The organism is Thalassospira alkalitolerans (assembly GCF_002115745.1).
Classification (GTDB): domain Bacteria; phylum Pseudomonadota; class Alphaproteobacteria; order Rhodospirillales; family Thalassospiraceae; genus Thalassospira; species Thalassospira alkalitolerans.
Genome location: NZ_JFKB01000005.1, coordinates 176,507 through 197,378 on the forward strand (window position 1 = coordinate 176,507; position 20,872 = coordinate 197,378).

The following is a 20,872-nucleotide window of genomic DNA, read 5'->3' on the forward strand; positions in this document are numbered from 1 at the left end:
CAATTGTTTGGCTGTTATTGTCCAGGGCGGCGCAGGCTATCGGCTTGCCATGGCAGGGCCGCGCGCAGGACCCGGTCAACAAGGAAGTATTGTGTGATCGAAAACGCACACAGGATCAGAAGGCAGGCAAAAACCATATCAATCTGAACCCGGGCATTGGCATGCAGCATCAAATAGCCAAGCCCGTGACTGGAACCGACCCATTCGCCGATGATTGCGCCAATCGGGGCAACGGCGGTGGCAACCCGAAAACCCGATGCAAAGGCAGGCAATGCGGCGGGTAACCGCACATGAGTTAACAGCCGCCAGCGGCTGGCACCCATGGTGCGCGCCAGATCGAGCCAGCCAGGTTCTGTGCGCGATAACCCGTCAAAAAACGCCACCGTCACCGGAAAGAAAATGATCAGGGCCGCCATCGCAATCTTGGATGCCAGACCAAAGCCCAGCCATAACACCAGCAGCGGGGCGAGGGCAAAAAACGGGATGGCTTGCGATACCAAAAGGATCGGCATCAACCAGAAGCGGATCGGTGAAAACAATGCCATCGGCAAGGCGGCGAGCGCCCCAAGTGTCGCCCCGGCAAACAGACCAATCACGGTTTCGGCGATGGTATATTTTGCGTGATCAAGCAGCACGTCATGACGCGCAATCAATGTGACCCAAACTTCATAAGGGGCCGGCAGCATATATTTCGGTGCGCCGGTGATGGTGACGATGATTTGCCATGTCGCGATCAGGGCGGCGATGATGATCAAGGGCCGTGCGAGTTTCAGAAGGCGGCGTTCGGTCAGGGGGATGCGCTTGGGTGTTGTGGTGGATTTAGAGGGGGGCGTTGAGTTTGTCATAACGCGCCCTCCGCCCGGTTCAGTTCCGCCGGTGTTGCGCCCAGTTGGCGCAGCAATTCGGCCTGATGGCGCAAAATATCGGGATCGGTAACATCACGCGGGATTTTGCCATCGGGGATAATGGCATCGGCCAATGTTGCCGGTGCGCCGCGCAGCACATGCACCCGGTCGCCAATCCGAAGCGCTTCGAGTGGATCATGGGTTACCAGCAGCACCGTCTTGCCACGCAAGACCCGTGCGGCCAAATCTTGCAACCGCATACGGTTAAGCGGATCAAGGGCGGAAAACGGTTCATCCATCAGGACAACCGGGCGATCTTCCATCAGGGTCCTGGCAAGGGCGGCACGCTGTTTCATCCCGCCGGAAAGCTCGGCCGGGCGCAGATGGGCGGCGTCTGATAATCCGACATCGCCGATCAAGGCATCGGCACGATCAAGGTCGGGGCGTTGATTGCGCAAAACCGCCCCCAGAAGCACATTCTGGCGGACGGTTCGCCAAGGCAGCAACAAATCCTGTTGCGCCATATAGGCCACGCGCCCGGAAAGCGGTTTTGCATCCGAACAAGTGATGTCACCATTGGCATCGCCATCAACCAATCCGGCGAGGTATCGCAACAGCGTGCTTTTGCCGACACCCGATGGGCCCAGCAAACAGGTGAAACTGTTGGCCGGCAAGGTCAGATCAAGATCGTGAAAAATATCGTCGCCGTTAAAGGCCACACGTCCGTCATGCAGATGAATATCAAACCGCGTTTGAACCCCGGTAAGAACGGGTTTATGCGGGGATTGGGCCGAAAGGGGCGCTGGTTCTATCGTGTGCATTCGATCCTTCCTACGCCGGTGTTAACCGGTTCAGGTTCAAAGGGTCGTTCGGCAACACCGAACCTCTCAGCCGACTTACGATCGGCCCCCCTGGAGATGACGGGACTATGCGCAGATCAAGACAGGACGTCAAGGTTTCAGATTAAAGGTCGGGGGGATGATATTTCATCATGATGAAACCAAAATAGGTTCGTCGGGCTTTCTCTGCGCTGTTAGGTTGAGCATTGTTGTTTCATGCTGCCACCAAGATTGGAGCCCAGATGCGTTTTTTAAACCGGATGATCGGTGCAATTCTGTCGTGCTGTGTTGTGGCGTTTGCCGGGTTTTCCGGTTTGGCGCAGGCGGCGGCATCGCTGAAACAGCCGGAACCGTCGGGATCGGTTGGTGTTCAAACGATCATGACGAATAACGCAATGCGGTCCGATCCGGTGGCGGTATCAATCTGGTACCCGGCGGATAAGGCCGGGGCGACAACCATGATCGGTGGCAATGCGGTTTTTGATGGTGTTTCCGCCATACCCGATGCCGGTTTTGCCAATGGTAAGTTCCCCGCTGTTCTTATTGCCCATGGCGGTATGCGTTCGGCCCCGCATCTCAGCGACTGGATCGCGCATGATCTTGCCATGGCCGGTTATGTTGCAATTGTTGTGCGTCCGCCAAAAATTGCGCCGGATCGTGCCGGTGATGCCGTTGCCGAAATCTGGTTGCGGCCGCAGGATTATGTTGCGACCCTTGTCTCGGTCAAAGGTGATGCGCGGTTTAATGATCATATCGATTCGGACCGAATAGGATTTCTAGGGTTCCAGTTGGGCGGCACATCTGCCTTGATGCTGGCCGGTGCGCGGCTTGACCCGAATGCCTTTGCTGCGTCTTGTGATACCGGCGGCACCGGGATTGATTGCGGCTGGTTTGGCAAGAATGGCATTGATCTGCACAAGGTTGATGCCGCTGCTACCGCGCAAGATCATCATAATATTGATCTTGCCACGGTGATTGCCGTTGATCCGGAACTGACGACCAGTTTTGATCGTCAAACCCTTGGTGCGATCATTCTTCCCATCAGCGTTATCAATCTGGGCAAGCCGGGCGATATTCATCCGGGGCTTGATGCATCTGCATTGGCGCAGATTATTCCCGATGCCCGTTATCAAACCATCGATGCCGCCAGCCGGTTTAGCGCCTTTGCGACCTGTACGCCAAAGGCCGTCATGATCCTGCGTGAAGATGGTGATGACGGTGCGATTTGCATGGATGGGGGCGATGTTAACCGTGTTGATATTCACGCCGATCTTGCCGCGCGCATTACGGCGGCCCTGCAGCATGGGTTTGCACCAACCAATTGATTTGTCGGTGCCTGTGGACCTGTGCAGGGCCGCAATTAATTACTTGGATGTGCTGTCTTGCGTTAGCAGCGCAATCGCACCGCTTGTTCGGCCTGCTTCAAGGTCGGCATGGGCGCGTGTGGCCTTGGAAAGGGGATATTCGGTCGCGGCCGGAAAATCATATAGGCGTAAAATGTCGAACCAGGCGTGTGCGGCCCGGTGATAGTTTTCTGTATCGGTGACATAGGCAAGGATACTGGGCCGGGCAAGAAACCGGTTGGTCAGATGTCGCAGGTCAAGCGGCGGTATGTCACCGGCAATCTGACCGATTGTTGCGGTAATCCCGAACGGTTTGGTTGTGCGCAGGGATTTGGTCAGATTATCACCGCCGATCCCGTCAATCGCGTAATCAACACCCCGTCCGGATGTCAGGTCCATGACGGCGGTTTCAAAATCCTGTTCGCGATACAGGATCGCGTGATCAAGCCCCTGCAATCTTGCGGCCTGTGCCTTGTCGGGCGAGCCGATTGTTCCGATGGTTGTCGCCCCCAAGTGCTTGGCCCAGCGGACTAATATTTGGCCCAGACCGCCTGCGGCGGCATGGATCAGAACGGTTTGGCCGGGTGTGACGCGGCCAATTTGTTCCAATAAAAAATAGGTGGTCATGCCGCGCAAGAAGGAACCGGCGATCTGATTGGGGGGGAGATCATCGGGGAGTTTGATCAATTGGCGTGCCGAAATATTGCGTCCTGAAACATAGCTTCCGGCCGGAAAACCGGCATAGGCAACCTTGTCGCCGATGGCAAATCCGGTTACGTCCGGGCCTGTTTCCGCAACGGTTCCGACGGCTTCAACCCCAATGATTCCGGGCATTTTTGGTAATGGATACAGACCGGTGCGATGATAGATATCGACAAAATTGACCCCGATCCGGCTTTGGTCAATCCGGACTTCACCCGCGGCGGGTGCGGGTAAATTGATCACGCGTTCCTGAAGGCATTCCGGGCCGCCGATTTGGCTAAGTTCGATGATTCTGGTCATAAACGACTCCTGATATTTGATGTAAAATCAGGAATATCTGTTGTTTTGCTTGGGGAAAATTCCCTATATTCGCATAGTCGATGGGGAAAAATGCGCAAATGAACTGGGAAGACTACCGATACTTTCTGGCCCTGGCCGATACAGGCAGTTTTTCGGCGGCGGCACGGGAACTGGATGTGGATCACAGCACGGTTGCGCGTCGGGTCACTGCGCTTGAAACCACATTCGGGGTCCGGTTGATTGATCGTTTGCCGAAATCGGTGACGCTGACGGTTGATGGCAAATTGGTTGCCGAACAGGGGCGGCTGGCCGTTTTGGCGATGCAGGCGGTTGAACGTGTTGCGGCGGGATCCGCCGATCATGTTTCGGGAACTGTATGTGTGAGCGCACCCCCCGCCCTGGCCAGTCAGATCATCGGGCCAAAAGTCCGGGAATTGCGGCAACAGCATCCTGATATCGATCTTGTCTTGCAGGGCGAAACCCGGTCAACAGACCTGAACCGGCGGCAGGCCGATATTGCGTTGCGCCTGTCGCGCCCGCAAAAATCGGCGGTCACAGTGCGCAAACTGGCCGATATGCCGTTCGGTTTTTACAGCGCGCCGGGCTATGACAAGCCCGAGCACGTCTGGGACTTTATCAGTTGGGATGAAACGACGGCCAATATTCCGCAATATCGCTGGATCGAGGAGCGGTTGGACGGGCGCAAGGTCGTGCTGCGCACCAATGATACCAGCATACAGGCCACGGCGGCGGGGTCGGGGCTGGGGGTTGCGATTTTGCCGCGCTTTGTCGGGGATGCCGATCCAAGACTGGCGCGCCTTCATCCCGACGAGGTTTTCCCGCCGCGCGAGGTCTGGATGCTGGTGCATGATGATCTGCGTCATGCACCGCGCATCCGAACCGTGATGGATTTCCTGATCAAGACCGTTGCCGTGCTGAAACGCCACGCGGTCTGAGCAATCGATATATCGCCTAGTACATATCGCCGAGTACATATCGCCTACCACCTACCACCACATCGCCGGGCTGGATCGAAGCCGTCCTGCCGGATGGTTCCAGCATGCGGGAACACCGTCGATGACAGCCGGAAAGCGGATGCGGCGTGCAGCACCCCAGTTTGTAACCTCGACCCTTGGGTCGATATCACCCGGCGTTTCCGGGGGCATGATGTGGTTGCGGGTTTTTTGTGCCGTGTCGCACAGAAGATGGGCGGTGCGGGCCAGTGAATGACGGGCGGAACGGACAATGCCCGATTGCTGGCGGATTAAAAGCGCCTTTACCGCACTTGCCGCCATCAGATAGCCGGTGGCGTGATCAAGCGCCTGTACCGGCAGTGGAACGGGTTTTGATGCACCAGCGTTTTTCATGCCGAAATCGGCGATGCCGCAACTCATTTGTACCAGACTGTCAAAGCCGCGCCGTGTCGCCCATGGGCCGGTCCAGCCATAGGCGCAAAGGGTAATATCAATCAGGGCCGGGTTGATGTGGCGGCGTTGCCCGGCATCATATCCCAGATGGGGCAGGGCATCGGGGCGATAGCCGTGCAAGATGATGTCTGCCCCGGCAAGTAATTCTTCGAACCGGTGGCGATCAGATGCCTGTGTAAGGTCAAGCCCGGCACAGCGTTTGCCAAGGGTGACTTCGGGGATAACCGCACCTTCGTCCCATCCCGGCGGATCAAGGCGCAGAACATCCGCACCATAGGCCGCCAGAAATCGCCCGGCGACCGGGCCTGACAAAACCCGCGTCAAGTCCAGAACGCGAATACCGGCCAAGGGGCGGTCGGGTTGAATAATCCGGTCAGTTGCGGTGACAGGGCCATGGTGATGCCAATCAATCAACGGCTCATTCGCAACGGCCTTGCCCTGTGGGTGGGATTGCCAGTTTTCAAGGCTGCGCATTGTGGCGGCACAGCCACCCGCCGCAATCACGGCGGCTTCAAGATCATCGGCATTCCATCGTGCCACAACCGGGGCAAGGCTTTGACGATCAGCATGATCGCCCAGAACCGAAAGGGCGGCGGCGCGGTGATGGGCGGCATTGGTGTGAAGGCGTATCCAGCCATCATTGGTTTGATAGTCGCCGGCAATGGCATCCCATAATCCGGGCAATTCCCAGCCATCGGGGCGGATTGTCATATCAAACCATTTCGAGGCCAAACGTTGATCAATTGTGACCGGGGCAAGATCATCGGTTTCAAGCCCGCGATAGCGCGCAATCATGGCAGCGGCCATGCCAATTGATGCGGTGGCAAGATCGGTCACGGCAAAAAACGATGGCAGGGCATCGGTGCCGGTGATTGTGATCGCGGGCGGGGGCGCGATGCCGCCAGAATGATCAAGGGCGGTGGCAATCGGGGCGATGAACGGGTTGGTCATGATGCGGCTCCTTTTTCAAACCCAAAGCGGGCAGGGGATGGGCAAGCATCATCCGGGGCTGGACAAATCGTCAATCTTGATCAAGATAATCAATATGAAAAATAATGATGCGCCCCTTAACGAGACTGCGTTTTTTACGCTTTCGGCACAGGATGTTTGTGCGGCAACCGGCATTTCGCGGGCGACGCTTTATGCCTATGTCAGTCGCGGGATCGTGCGCGCCATTGCCCATCCCGGCGATGGCCGCAAAAGCCTGTATGACAGGCGCGACATGCGCAAAATCCTTGCGGGTAAAAAACGCGGCCGGTCGCGGCAATCGGTGGCGGCATCGACGATTGATTGGGGCGAACCCATTCTGGTGTCAAAAATCACCCGTATTGCCGATGGTCAGTTTTATTATCGCGGCAAAGACGCGGTGGTGCTTTCCGATACCATGACATTGGAAGACGTTGCGCGCCATCTGGCCGGATTGCGGATTGATGCCGATCGGTGTGGCGCCCCGGATTTTGCCCCGGCCGATCATGCGACGCCGTTTGACCGGGTGATCGCGATGATGGCCGGGCAGGTAACAGGCCCAACGGCCAGAGATGGTCGCCCGATGGCGGCAAAATTGATGCGGTTGGCGGCCTTGGCGGCGGCGGGTATTGGCGATGACGGTGAAAGCCCGATCCATGTGATATTGGCGCGGGCCTGGGGGGCGAAAAGCCGGTCGGATGCGCCGGAACTGTTGCGCCGGGCCTTGGTTTTATGTGCTGATCATGAACTGAATGCGTCGGCCTATGCGGTGCGGGTGGCGGCATCGGCGGGGGCGAGTTTACCTGCATCGTTGCTGGCGGGATTGGCGACATTATCGGGCACGCGGCACGGCGGATTAACCCCGCGATGCCGCAAATGGATGGATCAGGTGGCAAAGGGCAAAATTGATCCGGCTTTTGATCCGGTGGGGAACAACGTGCCGCCCGGCTTTGGTCATCCGCTTTATCCCGATGGGGATCCGCGCACACGCGCCATCATGCAATCCTGTGGTCAGGTCGGCGATGCGTTCTGGGCGCGGATTGCGGCGCGTGTGACGGATGAAACCGGGCAATATCCCAGCCTTGATTTCGGGCTGGCGTTGCTGGAACGCGAACTTGATTTACCCAAAGGGGCCGGGCTTGGCATTTTTGCGGTTGGCCGGATGGCGGGCTGGATCGCGCATTTGTTTGAACAGCGCCAAAGCGGCAAGATCATTCGGCCACGGGCGGCGGAGTAACTGTAACTTGATTGAAAATAGCCTCTATATCGGGGCGAAATATCTTCTGGCGATCCTGTGTGGTAGTCGATGTGCTTATCAATCTGTACTAGCGACATCTACATTTTGTAAAAATAAATATGGTAATAAAGATAGCATTACTATTAATGAAACAATATAACTTGCTATGTCTCCGCCGTAATTTTCAACCAAATATCCGAATATTGGTGCGAAAATGGCAAATGAAATATCACCAAACATTGACGTCACAGACATGGCCGTTGCGCGACTTCTTGAATCGGCGCATTTGTTTACCTTAATCCTCATGATAGGGTCTGATATTCCTTGCAAAATGGCATGCAATAAGAACCCTATCGCCATGATAAGTATACCTGCCACACCGGAAAAATAAAAAGAAATTCCCATAAAGAAGAAGCAAGATACTCCTAGTGCCACCTGTGTATTAATATAACCTGCAATATTCGTAATTTTTTCTGTAAAAAAGGATGCAATGAGAGATACTAACAGAATTAGTGTGAAGCATCCCCCCACCCATGATAGTGGAATGCCGTGTTCCGTTGCGAAAGGTTGAAAAGCCCAGAATCCAACTTTTACTCCCATCGTGATCAGGCTAAACTGAATAATAAAATGCCGGTAAGTTTGATTGTTTTTTATCAAGTAGATAATGGAGTAAAATATTTGTGATATACTTGAGCGTTGTCTGTTGATTTCCTTAAGGTAAATCACTGCTATTGGGGCGGAGAAAATTATTACAACAGAGGAAAGAATAAAAGTTCCAGCCATAGAATACCATGCTGCAAATATCGATCCAAAAGCAGATGCAACTCCTCTGGATATGTTTCTCATTCCCCAGCCGATTGACTCCACTCGTTGATATTCTTCTACCTTGTCCTGAGCCTTGTATTCGTCAAATATCAACGCGGAGTCAGTTCCAGAAGAAAATGACATGGATATCCCGATGCCAATTTCACAGAGTGCCAAGACAAGATAACTCGATGACAATCCGATACCTAGATAACTAACAGCCGATATTACGGCACTGGCAACTAATGCATTCTTTCGGCCAAACTGATCCGCTAATATGCCTCCTGGAACTTCGAAAATTGCTTTGCTGATATAGTAGAAGCTTTCCAGCATCAGTGATTGCGACAGAGTGAAACCTAAACTCTGAAAATAAATTAAGCTGAAAGCTACATGGAAATAACTATTTCTACAGATACGGAAAAATATAAAAGCCCAGCCAAATTTTTCAAATTTCATAGTATTAAATCTAAGAAGGTAGAAATTTTATCTGCCTTCTTTGTCCCCGATTTATAAAATTACTTCTACACGTTTCGCTGTGCACTCAACCCGCAATCGATGCGCTTTTCGCCATTTGTCGAAGTAGTTGCCTGCTCCAATGACAGCAGGAACACCAAACTCACGCGACCTAATGGCCATATGTGAATTTTCGCCGCCGTATTTGGTTATGAAACCGGCAATTGGATGGGTAAATATCCAGTCAAATCCAGGGTCGGCACTTTCAATGAAAATAATCTTCCCTGCTAGATTCCCATCGCCTATTTCGGCAACATTTGCTTCAACAGTTTTCCCTGTTATGTAATTCGGAATGGAATCCATTATAGTGAAGCAATAGACATCATCGAAATCAGTCAATAAATCTGGTAATCTGACCGGAAGATTCTTTTGCCATATTATTTTGTTTGAAACAGATATTTCGGCTATGCGGTGATGTGGGTCAAATCCCAAGTCCAACATATTCTCAATATCAGATATTGTCATAAAAGACATTACCTCTACATCATGACCGTATCGGCTTCCGATGTTCTTAATAATTTCTAAAACATCTGATACTTTTTTTGTGTAGAGATATTTTATCTTTTCCCTATAATTGATGGATGTTTCTGCAAAACTCTGAAACTTTTCCCAATTGAATTGGTAACCGACTTCGGAAAAAAAACTATTTATATTGTTGATGTTTTCTGTCGTCATGACTTCATCATTATTAGTTCTATTCGGATCTGTATCTAGGTTCTTATCGAAATCAAAGGCGCTAAAATAGGAGGCGTCGGGTGAATCATATCTGGGAGCGGTAATATCAAATGTTCCTGGGCGAATGTGCCCGTATTTTTCTAAAAACTTGGAAGCATCCAGTTCTCGATAGTCGTCAACCATCTGAGCGCCAATGGCATTGGCCGATTTGGAGATAACCTCAATTAATCCGGCAGAGATATATCCAAGGCCCTGAAGAGATTTTAGGATATCGGTGGCTACAAAGGCGGCGCGTGCTGCTGCGGAAAACAGCGGAGTAGCTACTTGTCTGACTTTATTAAGAATACTTTTAACTTCAATGAGTTCTGCTGAAGATAAATCGATATTTTCTTCATATATGGCTTCTACATACTCTATTCTCTTCATTAGCCGAAAATAGTTTCCATGTTCGTCTACTATATTGTTAGTGAGGTCCAAGAGAGAGGATAAGTAACTTTCCCACTCTGCATCGGTTAATGAGGGAAACCGATCTCTCCATTCTCCGCGATGCATTTCTGGCTTGTAAATTGTCGGGATGATCTTGAATTCAACTTTGTCATGATGGCTAGGCGAGATTCTTAATGCTGCGTTTGCGTCGTTGACAATTTTTTTCCTAACAGATGCAGATACCGACTTAGGGATGAAGGAGTTGAAGCTTGTTCCGACACTTATGAATGGCACACCGCCAATCAGAGTCATGAGACTATGGTCCCTCATGTCGTGATAACCGAGTTGGGCTCGTCCCTTTGCCCAAGGGCCGTCGGTAATTAAGTAACGATAGAGGGAGTAAGCTAATGGTCTAGGTTTGGATCCGATCAATTCGGCAGGATTCCAATCTGGCATTACTCCTAACGTCGAACCATCAATAGATTTGCTGTTGTTGTATTTTACAAAATTCTTATATCGCTCCCGAGCATTTTCGACGATTGCATCAAAGTTATGATTCTTTAGTTGAAAGGTAAGTGAGCCAAATACGATTGGGCGCGATTGGAAGATAATAACCTTGCCGCTGGTGGTTATTGCAAATTCGACATCTATAGGTCTGTGCCCCATTAGAGCAGTTAGTTCGACGATAGGATCGCGTAACGGTTTGAGTGCAAGCGGTAAAAGGGATACGCAGCCGTTAAGAAACACAACTGACTTTACTTCTCCCTGGCCAGAAGTGACCGCTTCAGTGTTAGTTCCCTCAACAAAATTGATGATAGTGTAAGGCGCTCCTGAATGGGGGTCCGCTGTCATGAGGACGCCACTAATAGCGACCCCTTTTGCCATTGGTTGAATCAGGACGTGCTCGTGTTCAATCGAAGATGAATACGAGGCAAAAACGGAAGTGATAGCAGTGCGCAATCCTTCCTCTGTGCTTACGTTTAAAACAGATTCAAATTCACCGGCATGAGATTCAGTAGCTGAATCTTCATTTGAAAAGCTTGATCTTACAATTAAGGGACGTATTAATTTTTTATCGACAAGAATTTCATCAATGCAATCTTGGGGCGTTTCTTGCCACCGGTTCCCTTTAAGTTTGTAAACCGGTAGTACTTCAAAAGTGGTGGCGACCGACCTTAACTGCTGGAGCACCTCTGCTTTTGACCCTTGTATCACCAGATTTTCACTAGATATATGCATTCTAGCACGTTTACTAATCGGAACGTGCCGTTCTGGAGAGGGCATAGAGGTCATCGGCAATGATCCTTAAAGGTTGTGTTTATTTATCTTGTTCACCTAATGGTTGCGTATTCCCTTTCCAAAATTCCGTCAAATAAATTGAAACAAAATTGTCATATATTCTTAACAAACTTTAGTGGGATGTGTTTTTCTACGTAAAATTTGGTATTTTTTTTTGATTTCAAAACACCAAAAGGTTCTTTCGATTTTACATATTCAATCAATGGTTTTTTTCTGATCAAGAGCACAACCTAATGTGATATTTTTTTTGGTCGAGTCTCTCTATGGTCGTGATCTGTCAGCTTTAGCTGTTTCACCAAGATTTCGGACCTATATGTGCCAGATTGTTGTCTGAAACCAATCAATCATGTCTGATCCTGTTTTGAATTATCCCGATAAACGATGCGATGCCATCCGGCCGCGCATGATCGCGTCTGAGATTTATCGCGGGTCGAGTTATGGGCCAAAACACCCCTTGTCGATCCCGCGCGTGTCGCTGGTGGTTGATATGGTTCATGCGTTGGGATGGGTGGATGATCAGACCTATTTGACCGGCCCCATCGCAACCCCCGCCCAATTGGCGCGGTTTCATGATGTCGATTATATCGCCGCCGTTATGCAGGCCGAACGCGATCAGGCCTTGCCGCCAGATATGATGGCCCAATACGGATTGGGCAAAAATGGCAATCCGATCTTTCCGGAAATTTTCCGGCGTCCGGCGACTGCGGCCGGATCATCTATTCTGGCAGCCCGGTTAATTGCGGATGGCGGGATCATCCATCATCCGGCCGGGGGCACGCATCATGGTTTGCGGGGCAAAGCATCGGGGTTTTGTTACTTCAATGATCCGGTTCTGGGCATTCTTGAATTGCTCGATTCGGGGCTGGATCGGGTGCTTTACCTTGATATTGATGCCCATCACGGTGATGGCGTGCAGATTGCGTTTGCCGATGATGACCGGGTTTTAACCGTTTCGATGCATCAGGAAGGATTATGGCCAAGGACCGGATTGATTGAAGATGTCGCGGGCGGCATGGCGCGGAACCTGCCAATGCCAAGCGGCATGCATGATGATGAAATGCGTTTTGTTCTTCAAGAGTATTTTTTGCCGATTGCCCAGAAATTCGCGCCACAAGTCGTTGTTTTGCAATGTGGTTGTGATATATTAGAAAAAGATCCACAATCCGGGCAGATGCTGGGCAATCAGTCCATATGGGATGTTGTCGGGGCGGTGATCAAAATGGCGCCAAGGTGTCTTGTCCTTGGCGGCGGAGGATATAATCCATATGGGGTTGCGCGCTGTTGGTCCGGGGTGTGGGCGGTCATAAACGAAATCGAAATACCCCCTGTGTTACCCATCACAGCGGAAAATATCCTGCGGGACATAAAATGGTCGCATCGCCATGGAAGACAACCTGCCAATGAAGTGCTGACAACATTGGTGGACCCGTGGCGGAGCGGCGCGATCCGGGACGACGTTCGGACACGTGTTCGAAGACTGAGGGGGTATGGATTATGAAATCGATCATTCAGATGATTCTGGCGGTTTGTTTTATCAGCGCGGCGGTTGTTGCCGGGCTGAATGCAAAGGCATCAGGGTTTGAACGATCCCGTCTTTTGGTGGATGGCAAGGTTTTTAGCGTTGAATTGGCGGCAACGCCCGATGAACGGTCACGCGGTTTGATGTTCCGCACTGAAATGGCCCAGGATGCGGGGATGCTGTTTGATTTCGGAAGTGCGCATGACATTTCCATGTGGATGAAAAACACCTTCATCTCGCTTGATATGCTGTTTATTGACAAAAACGGCGTGATTGTCGGGATTGAAAAACGCACGGTGCCAAAATCCGAAACCATTATTCCAACACCAAGACCTGTGCGCTTTGTTTTGGAACTTAATGGGGGCTCGGCGGATCATTTCGGGCTTGAGGTTGGGGAAAAGGTTGAAGGACTGCCGCGTTAACCGCATGGGCGGGGATCGCTTTTTTCAATCTGCAATAGCAAGGCCGCGGATGATTTCTGCGGCCTTTGGTTTTTGAAGTCGATTTTATTTCAAACCAGAGCAAAAAAGCTGCAATGCGGTCTTGCCCCCTTGGAATTATGGTGCTAAATCCACGTCCGTGTCGGGGAGTAGCGCAGTCTGGTAGCGTACCTGCTTTGGGAGCAGGGGGTCGCGAGTTCGAATCTCGCCTTCCCGACCATCTTTCCCTTTTGCATCACGGATACGTTTTCATGTGCTTGTAAAAGGTGTAAAAGATGAACTGACAGCGGGTGTTGAGAGAGCCCCGCATCGTTAATCATCTTATCTGCGTCAAGACGAGGGTCCCGATGAAGGTCCGTGTTTACAAGCCAGCCAAAAACGCCATGCAGTCCGGTCGCGCTGCGACCAAGCACTGGGTGATGGAATTTGAACCGGGTGCACGAAAAGTCGCTGATCAGCTTATGGGCTGGATCGGTTCGACCGATACCCGTGATCAGGTTCGCATGGAATTTGATACCCTTGAAGAAGCACAGGCCTTTGCCGCCAAGCACAAACTGATTGCGGATATCGAACAGCCGAAATCACGTGTGCGCCGCGTTCAGGCCTATGCCGATAACTTCGCGTTTAAACGCGTAAGCTGATTTTCCGGCCATTGATGTGATGGTCGATGTACTCGGGGCGGTTTCCGCCCCGTTTGTCTGACCCAAGACGTTAAACACTGATATGATTTTGCCGGGCAGGCGTCCAATGCCATTGCCCCGGGGCCTCAACCAGCCCCCATCGCGGTCCCTTAGCTCAACTGGATAGAGCAACAGACTTCTAATCTGTAGGTTGCAGGTTCAAGTCCTGCAGGGATCGCCATTTTTATTTAACAAAAACAGATACTTGCAAGGAATTCTCTTTTCTTGAAGGTATATCTATTTTGCAATCATCGGTTTTAGGTAGCGTATAGGTAACAAAATGGAATGAGTTCCGTGTTAGTCTTTTACCTAGGCAATACCCCGTCAGAACCTACCACCAAAAGGGCTTTCCTATTTCTCACAGGTCCGCTTGTGGATTTCCTCAACCATTGTGACGATGTGCCCGAGTGAGAAGAAGATCAAAGCACCAACTGCACCCGACGCGATAATGTAGACATTGATCATGGTTTGGCCCGAGGCGATATTGTTAGCGATTTCCTCGCACCTGATACGAGCCAGTATATCCTCGATTGCCTTGCAGTTCCCGCTTTGCGCATTTTGTTTCGATAGAAATACCACGAGCGCAACTGCCCCAAGCATTTCGATAACAGCGATCAGCTTTAAAAGATTGCCCATTTTGCCTTATCTGTGACTTTTGGTTGAATACTGTGTTGACTATACACCACAGAAAGCAAAAATCCGCCTTAATCAGTGTAAGCAAAAAGGGGACTGTCCCCTTTTTGCTTACACTTGCTTTTTTCTTTATGACTTCTCTGAGCTTGCGGTGATTTTCTGTGGTGCTGTTTTCGTGTAAAAGGCACCTGTCCCCTTTTTATGATCTAAATTGCCGATGAGCATAAAAGGATTTATTGCAGGCGGATATATAGAGAAGTTTGGTGAATGAACGATCTAGAAGAAAGAATTAAGGAATGTTACGCGCGCTTGAACAAGCGGCTCAGTGGAAAATCGGGTAAGTTTCCTTTTGAATTTTTCATCCGTGATGATGCTGGTTACTACCATATCGAATACAACGATTCTGGCAAAATTAGCTTTGTAGGAACTGATCGCGGCAGGGATACCTGTCGATATGAGACTTACGACGTATGCGAGCTAATGTATTGGATATTCAAAGGTGCTGCATTTTCTCGTGGTCAAGCGTATGAATTTGAACATCGTCATTCGACAAATGATCCTCGAAGAATATGGTTCCCAAAAGCGGTAGAGGAGATATCAAAAATATCTCCTGAATGGGCTGAGAGGATGAAAACGGAGCAGGAAGAGATACTGCAAGTTCATCCGTTTGTTGATGATCCATTTGGGGTGACTAAAAAGGATCATTAATGAAGTTTATTCTTGTGCAGGTAAAAGTGTAGAAAAGGGGGGCTGTCCCCTTTTATTTAAGAGCAGAACCTTGTCGAACGGCAGGACCAAAAAGGCGCAGGCGAGGATCACCAGATCGACGGCGAGTTGGAAGTAACCGGCTTTGATCCCGCTATATTCCTGTAAATATAGCGCCAAGATTTTAACCGCGCCTCAGCCTTGAAGCTGGCGGTTATTTTTTGGGGCGGATGCGGTTGCGGATTTCGACAATGCGTTCCAGCGTTTGAAGCGGTCGTGTCGGATCGGTTGATGCCAGCCCCAGCATCATGGTTTCAAGACAGCACATCAGCGGCGCATGCAGGGCGACCTGATCGCTTTTTGACCGTGGCAGGATCAGGGATGCCTGGGCAATTTTGATCAGCGGGCTTTGATCCGATGTCACGATGGCAATCAAGGGAATGGAAAGTCTTTCGGCTTCGGCCAGGGTTGCGCTGGCTTCGCGATGAAGTCGGCCATGGCCCAGCATGACGAGCACATCGCCCTTTGCCATTTGGATCAGTTGTTCGGCCAGTGAAATGCCGGTGCGGGTCAGTTCATAGGCCGGATAGCCGCTGCGTGAAAATAACCGTGCGGCATAGGATGCAATGATGCCAGATGCCCCGATCCCGGAAACACCAATGCGGTTGGCCTTGGTTAAAAGGGTTACCGCATTTTGCATGCCTGAACGGTTGTGAGGTTCGGCCAGTTCGCGCAATGCATTGAGTTGGTCTTCGACCATGAAATCAATCGCGTTATTAACGTCACTTGCGATGTCGCTGGTGGTGGATGCCATTTTTGCGGTGGGCGAATTTGTCGCGATAAAGAAGCCTTCGATGGTGTCTTTGAGGTCGCGCAGGCCGGAAAAGCCCAAGGCCTGAACCGTGCGGATAACCGTGGCATCGGATGTATCGGTGATATGGGCGATTTCAAGGGCGGATTGCGACAGGGTGGCGCTTAGATTATCGCGAATATATTCGGCAACCGATTGCATGCTGGGCGACAGGCGATCTGCGCGTGCATTGATGCGTTCGGCAAAGCGATCAACAGGGTTTTCGACAAAGTTTTTGTGCACGGGCGATGTCCGGGGTCAGATGTGCGGCGATGGTTGGCGGCTTATTGCAGTGTCGGCGATGTCACGCGGATATGCGCAACAATATGTGATTTTACCAGATTGGCCATCATTGCCAATGCTGCGTAAGAATTCGAAATCGCGATTTCGCGCGATATCAGGATAAAGCGGCCTTCTTGGCAGGCGCGCAAAAAGCGACAAAAGCCGGGAAAAACGCCTTCCATGGCGTTGATTTCTGCCTTGGCACCACCGGGTTTGTCATCGCGATAGGGATCGAAAATAAAGTCGGCATCCAGTTTGGGAAGATATTCCGCACTGACTTCCATGCGACCGGCCGGTGGCATGTTTTCGATCAAATCGGGAAATTTGAACCCGGCATCGCGCAGCACACGGCCCAGCGAACGATAGGTGTGATAGATGTTGATCTTGCCGTTCAGGGGCTGAAAGACGCTTACAGTTATGGTCGCAGGGTCCATCGTGTTTTTGATCGCATCGATACTGGCAAGGTAGCGCGCCTTTAGGAATTCAAGGCGGTTTTGCGTGCCGGTCAGCTCGGCAAGTTTTTGATAAATATGCGGCCCGCCCAGCCGTGCGGCATCTAGCGATACGGTGGGCGCAATCGATTGCAGCGGTTCAATCGCGCTGGCGCGACTGGGGGCTGTGATGATCAGATCAGGTGCCAGGGCGGTGATTGTTTCAAGGTCAATCTCGGTCGATCCGATATAGCGAATATCGGAATTATCAAAATCAACCCCGGTCAAAAGACGTGATGACCGCAGGTGCGGTTTGCCATCCAGCCCCATCCGTCCGTGACTGGCAATTGGAAAGATGCCCAGTTCGATCAGGGGGATGGTTACATCAACATCATAAAGCGACACGATGCGCTTTGGCGTGTCGGGCACGTCAACTTCGCGGCCCAGATCATCGACAAAGGGTTTGGCCTGTGCGTTGGACCAAAGAGCCGAGAGGGTCAAAATCGTTGTTATCATCATGATGACAGAACGGAAATTGGGCACGCTATTGCTCCTAGGGTCAGGACCCATTAATTTGTTTGAAATGGTCAATCAGATTTGTGCGGATACGCGAAGCAAAACCGCAGGAAGATATTTATCTTTCAAGGTCTTGCGACAAAGTATCCCGTGCAAATCCGATTGATCCACAGGACAGGTGTTATATTTGCGAACTCCGGCGTCAAATCCCTTGTTCGGGATGCCGACCCGATCAGCGGGCTTTTCCTTGGATTTCGCAAATATAACACCTGCCATTCCAATCAAATTAATGAGTCCTGACCCTAGAGTTCATCACGCCGTTTCCATAGCAAGATTAAAAGAACCGGAACGCCAATAACCGCCAGAACAATTCCGGCCGGTAATTGTAATGGCAGAAAAGCCACACGGCCGATGGTATCGGCACCCAGTAAAAGCAAAGCCCCCCAAAGTGCCGATCCGCTTAGGGCGGAAATCTGGCTGCTGTTGCCGGTGACCAGTTTGGCCAGATGCGGTGCGATCAGGCCGATAAAGCCGATGCCGCCGATGGTCGATACACAGGTTGCCGATAACATGGTGGCGGCCACCAGCTGAATAAAGGATGTTTTGCGCAGATTAACGCCAAGTCCGGCGGCACTTTGCCCGCCAAGGGACAGGATTTCGGATGATCGCGATGTTAGAAAAAGCAGCAGGCTATTTACCAAAAACAGGCCAAGCGCGACCGGAACAATTTTCCATGTCACGGATGACAGGCTTCCGGCAATCCACAGCAAAAGCGGCTGTGCGTCACTGTTATCAAGCGACACAAGAATCATGGCAACAAGGGCCGAGAGCAACCAGGAAATCCCGATGCCGATCAACACAAAGCGCAGGCTGGAGGTTGATCGGGCAATCACAACGGTTGCCGCGGCAACGGCCAATCCGCCAATCGTGCCAAGCACCGGGCGCAATACCATCGGCAAGGCCGGGAAGCTTAGGATCAGAAGCAAGATGACAAGGATGGATCCTTCGCGCACGCCAAGTAACCCCGGATCGGCAAGGCCATTACGGGTTAGCGATTGCATCGCCGCCCCGGAAAGCCCCAGCATCGCACCGCACAGGGCGGCAAGGATCAGACGCGGCAAGCGCAATTCAAATAAAATGGCATGGTTGGATGGCGACAGGTTCATATCGCCAAACAGCGCGGACAGCATATCGGCGGGTGCGATATCCTGACTGCCCAGCCCCAATGCGAAAATGCCCAACCCGAAAACGGTCAGGGCAAGGAGGCAAAGGATGGCTGTGCGGCGGGTATGAAGGCGAAATTCAAGCGGGCCAATCTGGATATGGTAATAGCCAGATGTGTTTAACGTGCCGGTTTTTACGATCATCGGATTGTCCTTGCCACAAGCACGATGAAAACCGGGGCGCCGACAAATGCAGTGGCAAGGCCGGTCGGGATTTCATGGGGCAGCATGATCAAACGTGCGGCCAGATCGGCCAAAACCAATAACACCGCGCCGCAAAGGGCGGTTAAGGGCACGGATGCGCGATAATCCGGGGCAAAACGCCGCACCAGATTGGGAACGATCAGCCCGACAAATCCGATCGGACCGGCAATCGATACCGCAATACCGGCAAACAGGGCGGCGGCAATAATGCCGATAAAGCGCACCCTGCGAACCGAAACCCCCAGGCTGGTCGCGACAACATCGCCAAGGGCCAAGGCGTTCAGCCGGGCCGAGACATAAAATGCCGCCCCGACCGCCACGGCCAAAAGCCCCATCGAGGCGCCCAGTGTATCAAGGCGGGTGCCCGATAAATCCCCGACCAGCCAAAGACGCACTTTATCAAGTGTATCATCGTCCAGAATAAGGATGGCCGATGTCAAAGCCCCGGCAAGGGCGGAAAAGGCGATGCCGCAGAATGTGACTTTAAGCAGCGTCATGCCGCTTTTGCCCGCAGAGGCAAAACTGATGGTCGCCAGAAAAACACCCCCCCCGCCGCAGGCCGCAACAATCGGTCGCGCCATGCCATCAAGGGAAATGCCGGTGGGGAATATGGGGAATATGGGTAACATGGGTAACATGGGTAACATGGGAATAGTCGGCAGGGCGGTTGCGACGACAACGGCAAGTGTTGCACCGGCATTCAGGCCCAGGATATGTGGTTCGCCCAGTGGATTACGCAGCAATCCTTGCAGCAAAAGCCCCGAAAGACCAAGGCAGGCCCCGACCGTGATCGCAGCCAAAAGGCGCGGAAACCGGATGCTTTGCAGGATGCGGTGGTCAAAATTATTCGGGTCAAACGCGTTTGCGGCAGAAAGGATTGTTGACGGGGGGATGAGGCGCGGCCCTGAAATCAGATACAGCAAGGCGGCAATGACCAATGCCGCGACAAGCAGCAAAGCCATGGGCGCATTTGGCGCGCCCCGCCGTTTGGTGCTCATCAAATCGCAACACGGGATGGGCAAGGCACATCCGCACTTTTTGAATGCAGCGGCATAAAGACGGGAATGCCCGATACAGGTTCGATCAGACGCACGACATCGGTGGCGAAGACATCCGATATCAGATCCACCGAACAGGATCGGGGATCGTCGATGGTTTGATATATTTTGCCGTCTTTGAGGAAAATCATGTGATCGGCATATTGCAGGGCAAAATTCAGATCGTGCAGTACGGCAACGATTGTCCGCCCGTGATCCTGACACAGGCGGGCGATCAAATTCATCACATCGACCTGATAGCGCAGATCAAGATAGGTGGTTGGTTCATCAAGCAGAATGATATCGGTTTCCTGGGCCAAGGCCATGGCGATAAAGCATCTTTGGCGTTGCCCGCCCGACAGGTTTTGCACCGATTGTTGGGCAAAATCGGCGGTATTGGTGATTGCCAGCGCATGTTGAACCGCATCCTCATCGGCCTTGGTCCATTGTTTGAACAGGCCCTGATGCGGATAGCGGCCGCGCGACACCAGATCATAGACGCTTAGATTTTCCGGCAGGACCGGGGTTTGCGGCAGAATGCCCAGCTTGCGCGCCACATCGCGGGTGTGGTGGGTGTGGATATTCTTGCCATCAAGATACACCGTGCCATTGGTCGGGGTGATCAGGCGCGACAAGGCCGACAGCAAGGTTGATTTGCCCGATCCGTTCGGGCCGACCAGAACCGTCAGCCGGTTTCGGGGGATTTCGACCGATATATCATGCAAAACCGTCGTGTCGCGGAACGCAGCATGCAGTTTTTTTGCTGCCAATGGGGCAATATCCCCGTCAGGGCCGTCTTCGATCATTGGATGGATCTTTGCTATGCCGCAGAAAATAGAAGCAAATGAGAAACATTTGCGACTGTAGTAGTCAAGAAATCGTCTGTGTTATTTTTTGATTTTAGGGCGAGATACCCGAATATGCCCGGTTTGGATGCCAATTTGTGGCGGGATATAGCCGAAATCTGGGGTGTTTT

The 20,872-nt window shown here is 51.8% G+C and carries 19 protein-coding genes, 2 tRNA genes and 1 riboswitch; of the genes, 9 read left to right on the forward strand and 12 right to left on the reverse strand.

What is annotated here, in order from left to right:
- Window positions 1–14: 14 nt before the first annotated feature.
- Together TALK_RS09055 and TALK_RS09060 are read right to left on the reverse strand one after the other, a co-directional pair.
- Complete coding sequence (locus tag TALK_RS09055; RefSeq protein WP_139833771.1) at window positions 15–845, reverse strand: ABC transporter permease; 831 nt, start codon at window positions 843–845, stop codon at window positions 15–17.
- Window positions 842–1,666 (reverse strand): ABC transporter ATP-binding protein, encoded by an 825-nt coding sequence (locus TALK_RS09060; protein ID WP_085618032.1) that lies wholly within the window; start codon window positions 1,664–1,666, stop codon window positions 842–844. The genes TALK_RS09055 and TALK_RS09060 overlap by 4 nt, the downstream gene beginning before the upstream one ends.
- Window positions 1,657–1,768: riboswitch (TPP riboswitch) on the reverse strand. It overlaps the preceding gene by 10 nt.
- A 158-nt stretch (window positions 1,769–1,926) precedes the next feature.
- Here TALK_RS09060 and TALK_RS09065 point away from each other — a divergent pair.
- Window positions 1,927–3,009, forward strand: coding sequence for an alpha/beta hydrolase family protein (locus TALK_RS09065; protein ID WP_085618034.1), 1,083 nt, complete (start codon window positions 1,927–1,929; stop codon window positions 3,007–3,009).
- 39 nt (window positions 3,010–3,048) lie between these two features.
- Here the strand turns inward: TALK_RS09065 and TALK_RS09070 are convergent, their stop codons facing one another.
- Window positions 3,049–4,029, reverse strand: coding sequence for a quinone oxidoreductase family protein (locus TALK_RS09070; protein WP_085618036.1), 981 nt, complete (start codon window positions 4,027–4,029; stop codon window positions 3,049–3,051).
- A gap of 98 nt (window positions 4,030–4,127) precedes the next feature.
- Between TALK_RS09070 and TALK_RS09075 the strand changes: the two genes are divergently transcribed.
- A complete protein-coding gene (locus TALK_RS09075; protein WP_169714987.1) occupies window positions 4,128–4,985 on the forward strand; it encodes a LysR family transcriptional regulator in 858 nt (285 codons plus the stop codon).
- A 51-nt stretch (window positions 4,986–5,036) separates the two neighbouring features.
- Here TALK_RS09075 and TALK_RS09080 read toward each other — a convergent pair whose 3' ends face one another.
- Entirely contained in the window at window positions 5,037–6,407 is a 1,371-nt protein-coding gene (locus TALK_RS09080; RefSeq protein WP_085618040.1) for a CoA transferase, read from the reverse strand.
- A gap of 94 nt (window positions 6,408–6,501) precedes the next feature.
- Between TALK_RS09080 and TALK_RS09085 the strand changes: the two genes are divergently transcribed.
- On the forward strand, window positions 6,502–7,659 hold the full coding sequence (locus TALK_RS09085; protein WP_085618280.1) for a citrate synthase family protein: 1,158 nt from the start codon (window positions 6,502–6,504) through the stop codon (window positions 7,657–7,659).
- 78 nt (window positions 7,660–7,737) lie between these two features.
- Here TALK_RS09085 and TALK_RS09090 read toward each other — a convergent pair whose 3' ends face one another.
- Entirely contained in the window at window positions 7,738–8,919 is a 1,182-nt protein-coding gene (locus TALK_RS09090; protein WP_085618042.1) for an MFS transporter, read from the reverse strand.
- A gap of 51 nt (window positions 8,920–8,970) precedes the next feature.
- Window positions 8,971–11,370, reverse strand: a complete 2,400-nt coding sequence (locus tag TALK_RS09095; RefSeq protein ID WP_085618044.1) for a PEP/pyruvate-binding domain-containing protein — start codon at window positions 11,368–11,370, stop codon at window positions 8,971–8,973.
- A 352-nt stretch (window positions 11,371–11,722) separates the two neighbouring features.
- On the opposite strand from TALK_RS09095, the gene TALK_RS09100 reads away from it, so the two are divergent.
- The 5 genes from TALK_RS09100 (at window position 11,723) to TALK_RS09120 (ending at window position 14,196) form a co-directional block, all read left to right on the forward strand.
- Entirely contained in the window at window positions 11,723–12,874 is a 1,152-nt protein-coding gene (locus TALK_RS09100) for an acetoin utilization protein AcuC (RefSeq protein WP_085618046.1), read from the forward strand.
- The gene (locus TALK_RS09105; RefSeq protein WP_085618048.1) at window positions 12,871–13,317 is read left to right on the forward strand and encodes a DUF192 domain-containing protein; all 447 of its coding nucleotides are present in this window, start codon (window positions 12,871–12,873) and stop codon (window positions 13,315–13,317) included. The genes TALK_RS09100 and TALK_RS09105 overlap by 4 nt, the downstream gene beginning before the upstream one ends.
- Window positions 13,318–13,478: 161 nt before the next feature.
- A tRNA-Pro gene (locus TALK_RS09110) sits at window positions 13,479–13,555 on the forward strand.
- A 127-nt stretch (window positions 13,556–13,682) separates the two neighbouring features.
- A complete protein-coding gene (locus TALK_RS09115) occupies window positions 13,683–13,976 on the forward strand; it encodes an ETC complex I subunit (protein WP_085618050.1) in 294 nt (97 codons plus the stop codon).
- A 143-nt stretch (window positions 13,977–14,119) separates the two neighbouring features.
- Window positions 14,120–14,196: transfer RNA gene (locus TALK_RS09120), tRNA-Arg, on the forward strand.
- Between the two features lie 170 nt (window positions 14,197–14,366).
- Here TALK_RS09120 and TALK_RS09125 read toward each other — a convergent pair.
- Window positions 14,367–14,651 carry a hypothetical protein gene (locus TALK_RS09125; RefSeq protein ID WP_085618052.1) on the reverse strand — a complete coding sequence of 95 codons (285 nt, stop codon included), beginning with the start codon at window positions 14,649–14,651 and terminating at the stop codon, window positions 14,367–14,369.
- 264 nt (window positions 14,652–14,915) lie between these two features.
- Here TALK_RS09125 and TALK_RS09130 point away from each other — a divergent pair, with 264 nt between their 5' ends.
- Window positions 14,916–15,356 (forward strand): Imm63 family immunity protein, encoded by a 441-nt coding sequence (locus TALK_RS09130; protein WP_085618054.1) that lies wholly within the window; start codon window positions 14,916–14,918, stop codon window positions 15,354–15,356.
- A 211-nt stretch (window positions 15,357–15,567) separates the two neighbouring features.
- Here the strand turns inward: TALK_RS09130 and TALK_RS09135 are convergent, their stop codons facing one another.
- From TALK_RS09135 to TALK_RS09160, 5 genes are all read right to left on the reverse strand, one after another.
- Window positions 15,568–16,446, reverse strand: coding sequence for a MurR/RpiR family transcriptional regulator (locus tag TALK_RS09135; RefSeq protein WP_211274788.1), 879 nt, complete (start codon window positions 16,444–16,446; stop codon window positions 15,568–15,570).
- Between the two features lie 41 nt (window positions 16,447–16,487).
- Entirely contained in the window at window positions 16,488–17,459 is a 972-nt protein-coding gene (locus tag TALK_RS09140; RefSeq protein ID WP_211274789.1) for an ABC transporter substrate-binding protein, read from the reverse strand.
- Window positions 17,460–17,734: 275 nt separating this feature from the next.
- On the reverse strand, window positions 17,735–18,799 hold the full coding sequence (locus TALK_RS09150; protein ID WP_085618058.1) for a FecCD family ABC transporter permease: 1,065 nt from the start codon (window positions 18,797–18,799) through the stop codon (window positions 17,735–17,737).
- Window positions 18,796–19,821, reverse strand: coding sequence for a FecCD family ABC transporter permease (locus TALK_RS09155; RefSeq protein WP_211274790.1), 1,026 nt, complete (start codon window positions 19,819–19,821; stop codon window positions 18,796–18,798). Before TALK_RS09155 ends, TALK_RS09150 begins: the two co-directional genes overlap by 4 nt.
- Before the next feature lie 35 nt (window positions 19,822–19,856).
- Window positions 19,857–20,702 (reverse strand): ABC transporter ATP-binding protein, encoded by an 846-nt coding sequence (locus tag TALK_RS09160; protein WP_085618062.1) that lies wholly within the window; start codon window positions 20,700–20,702, stop codon window positions 19,857–19,859.
- Between the last annotated feature and the right edge of the window lie 170 nt (window positions 20,703–20,872).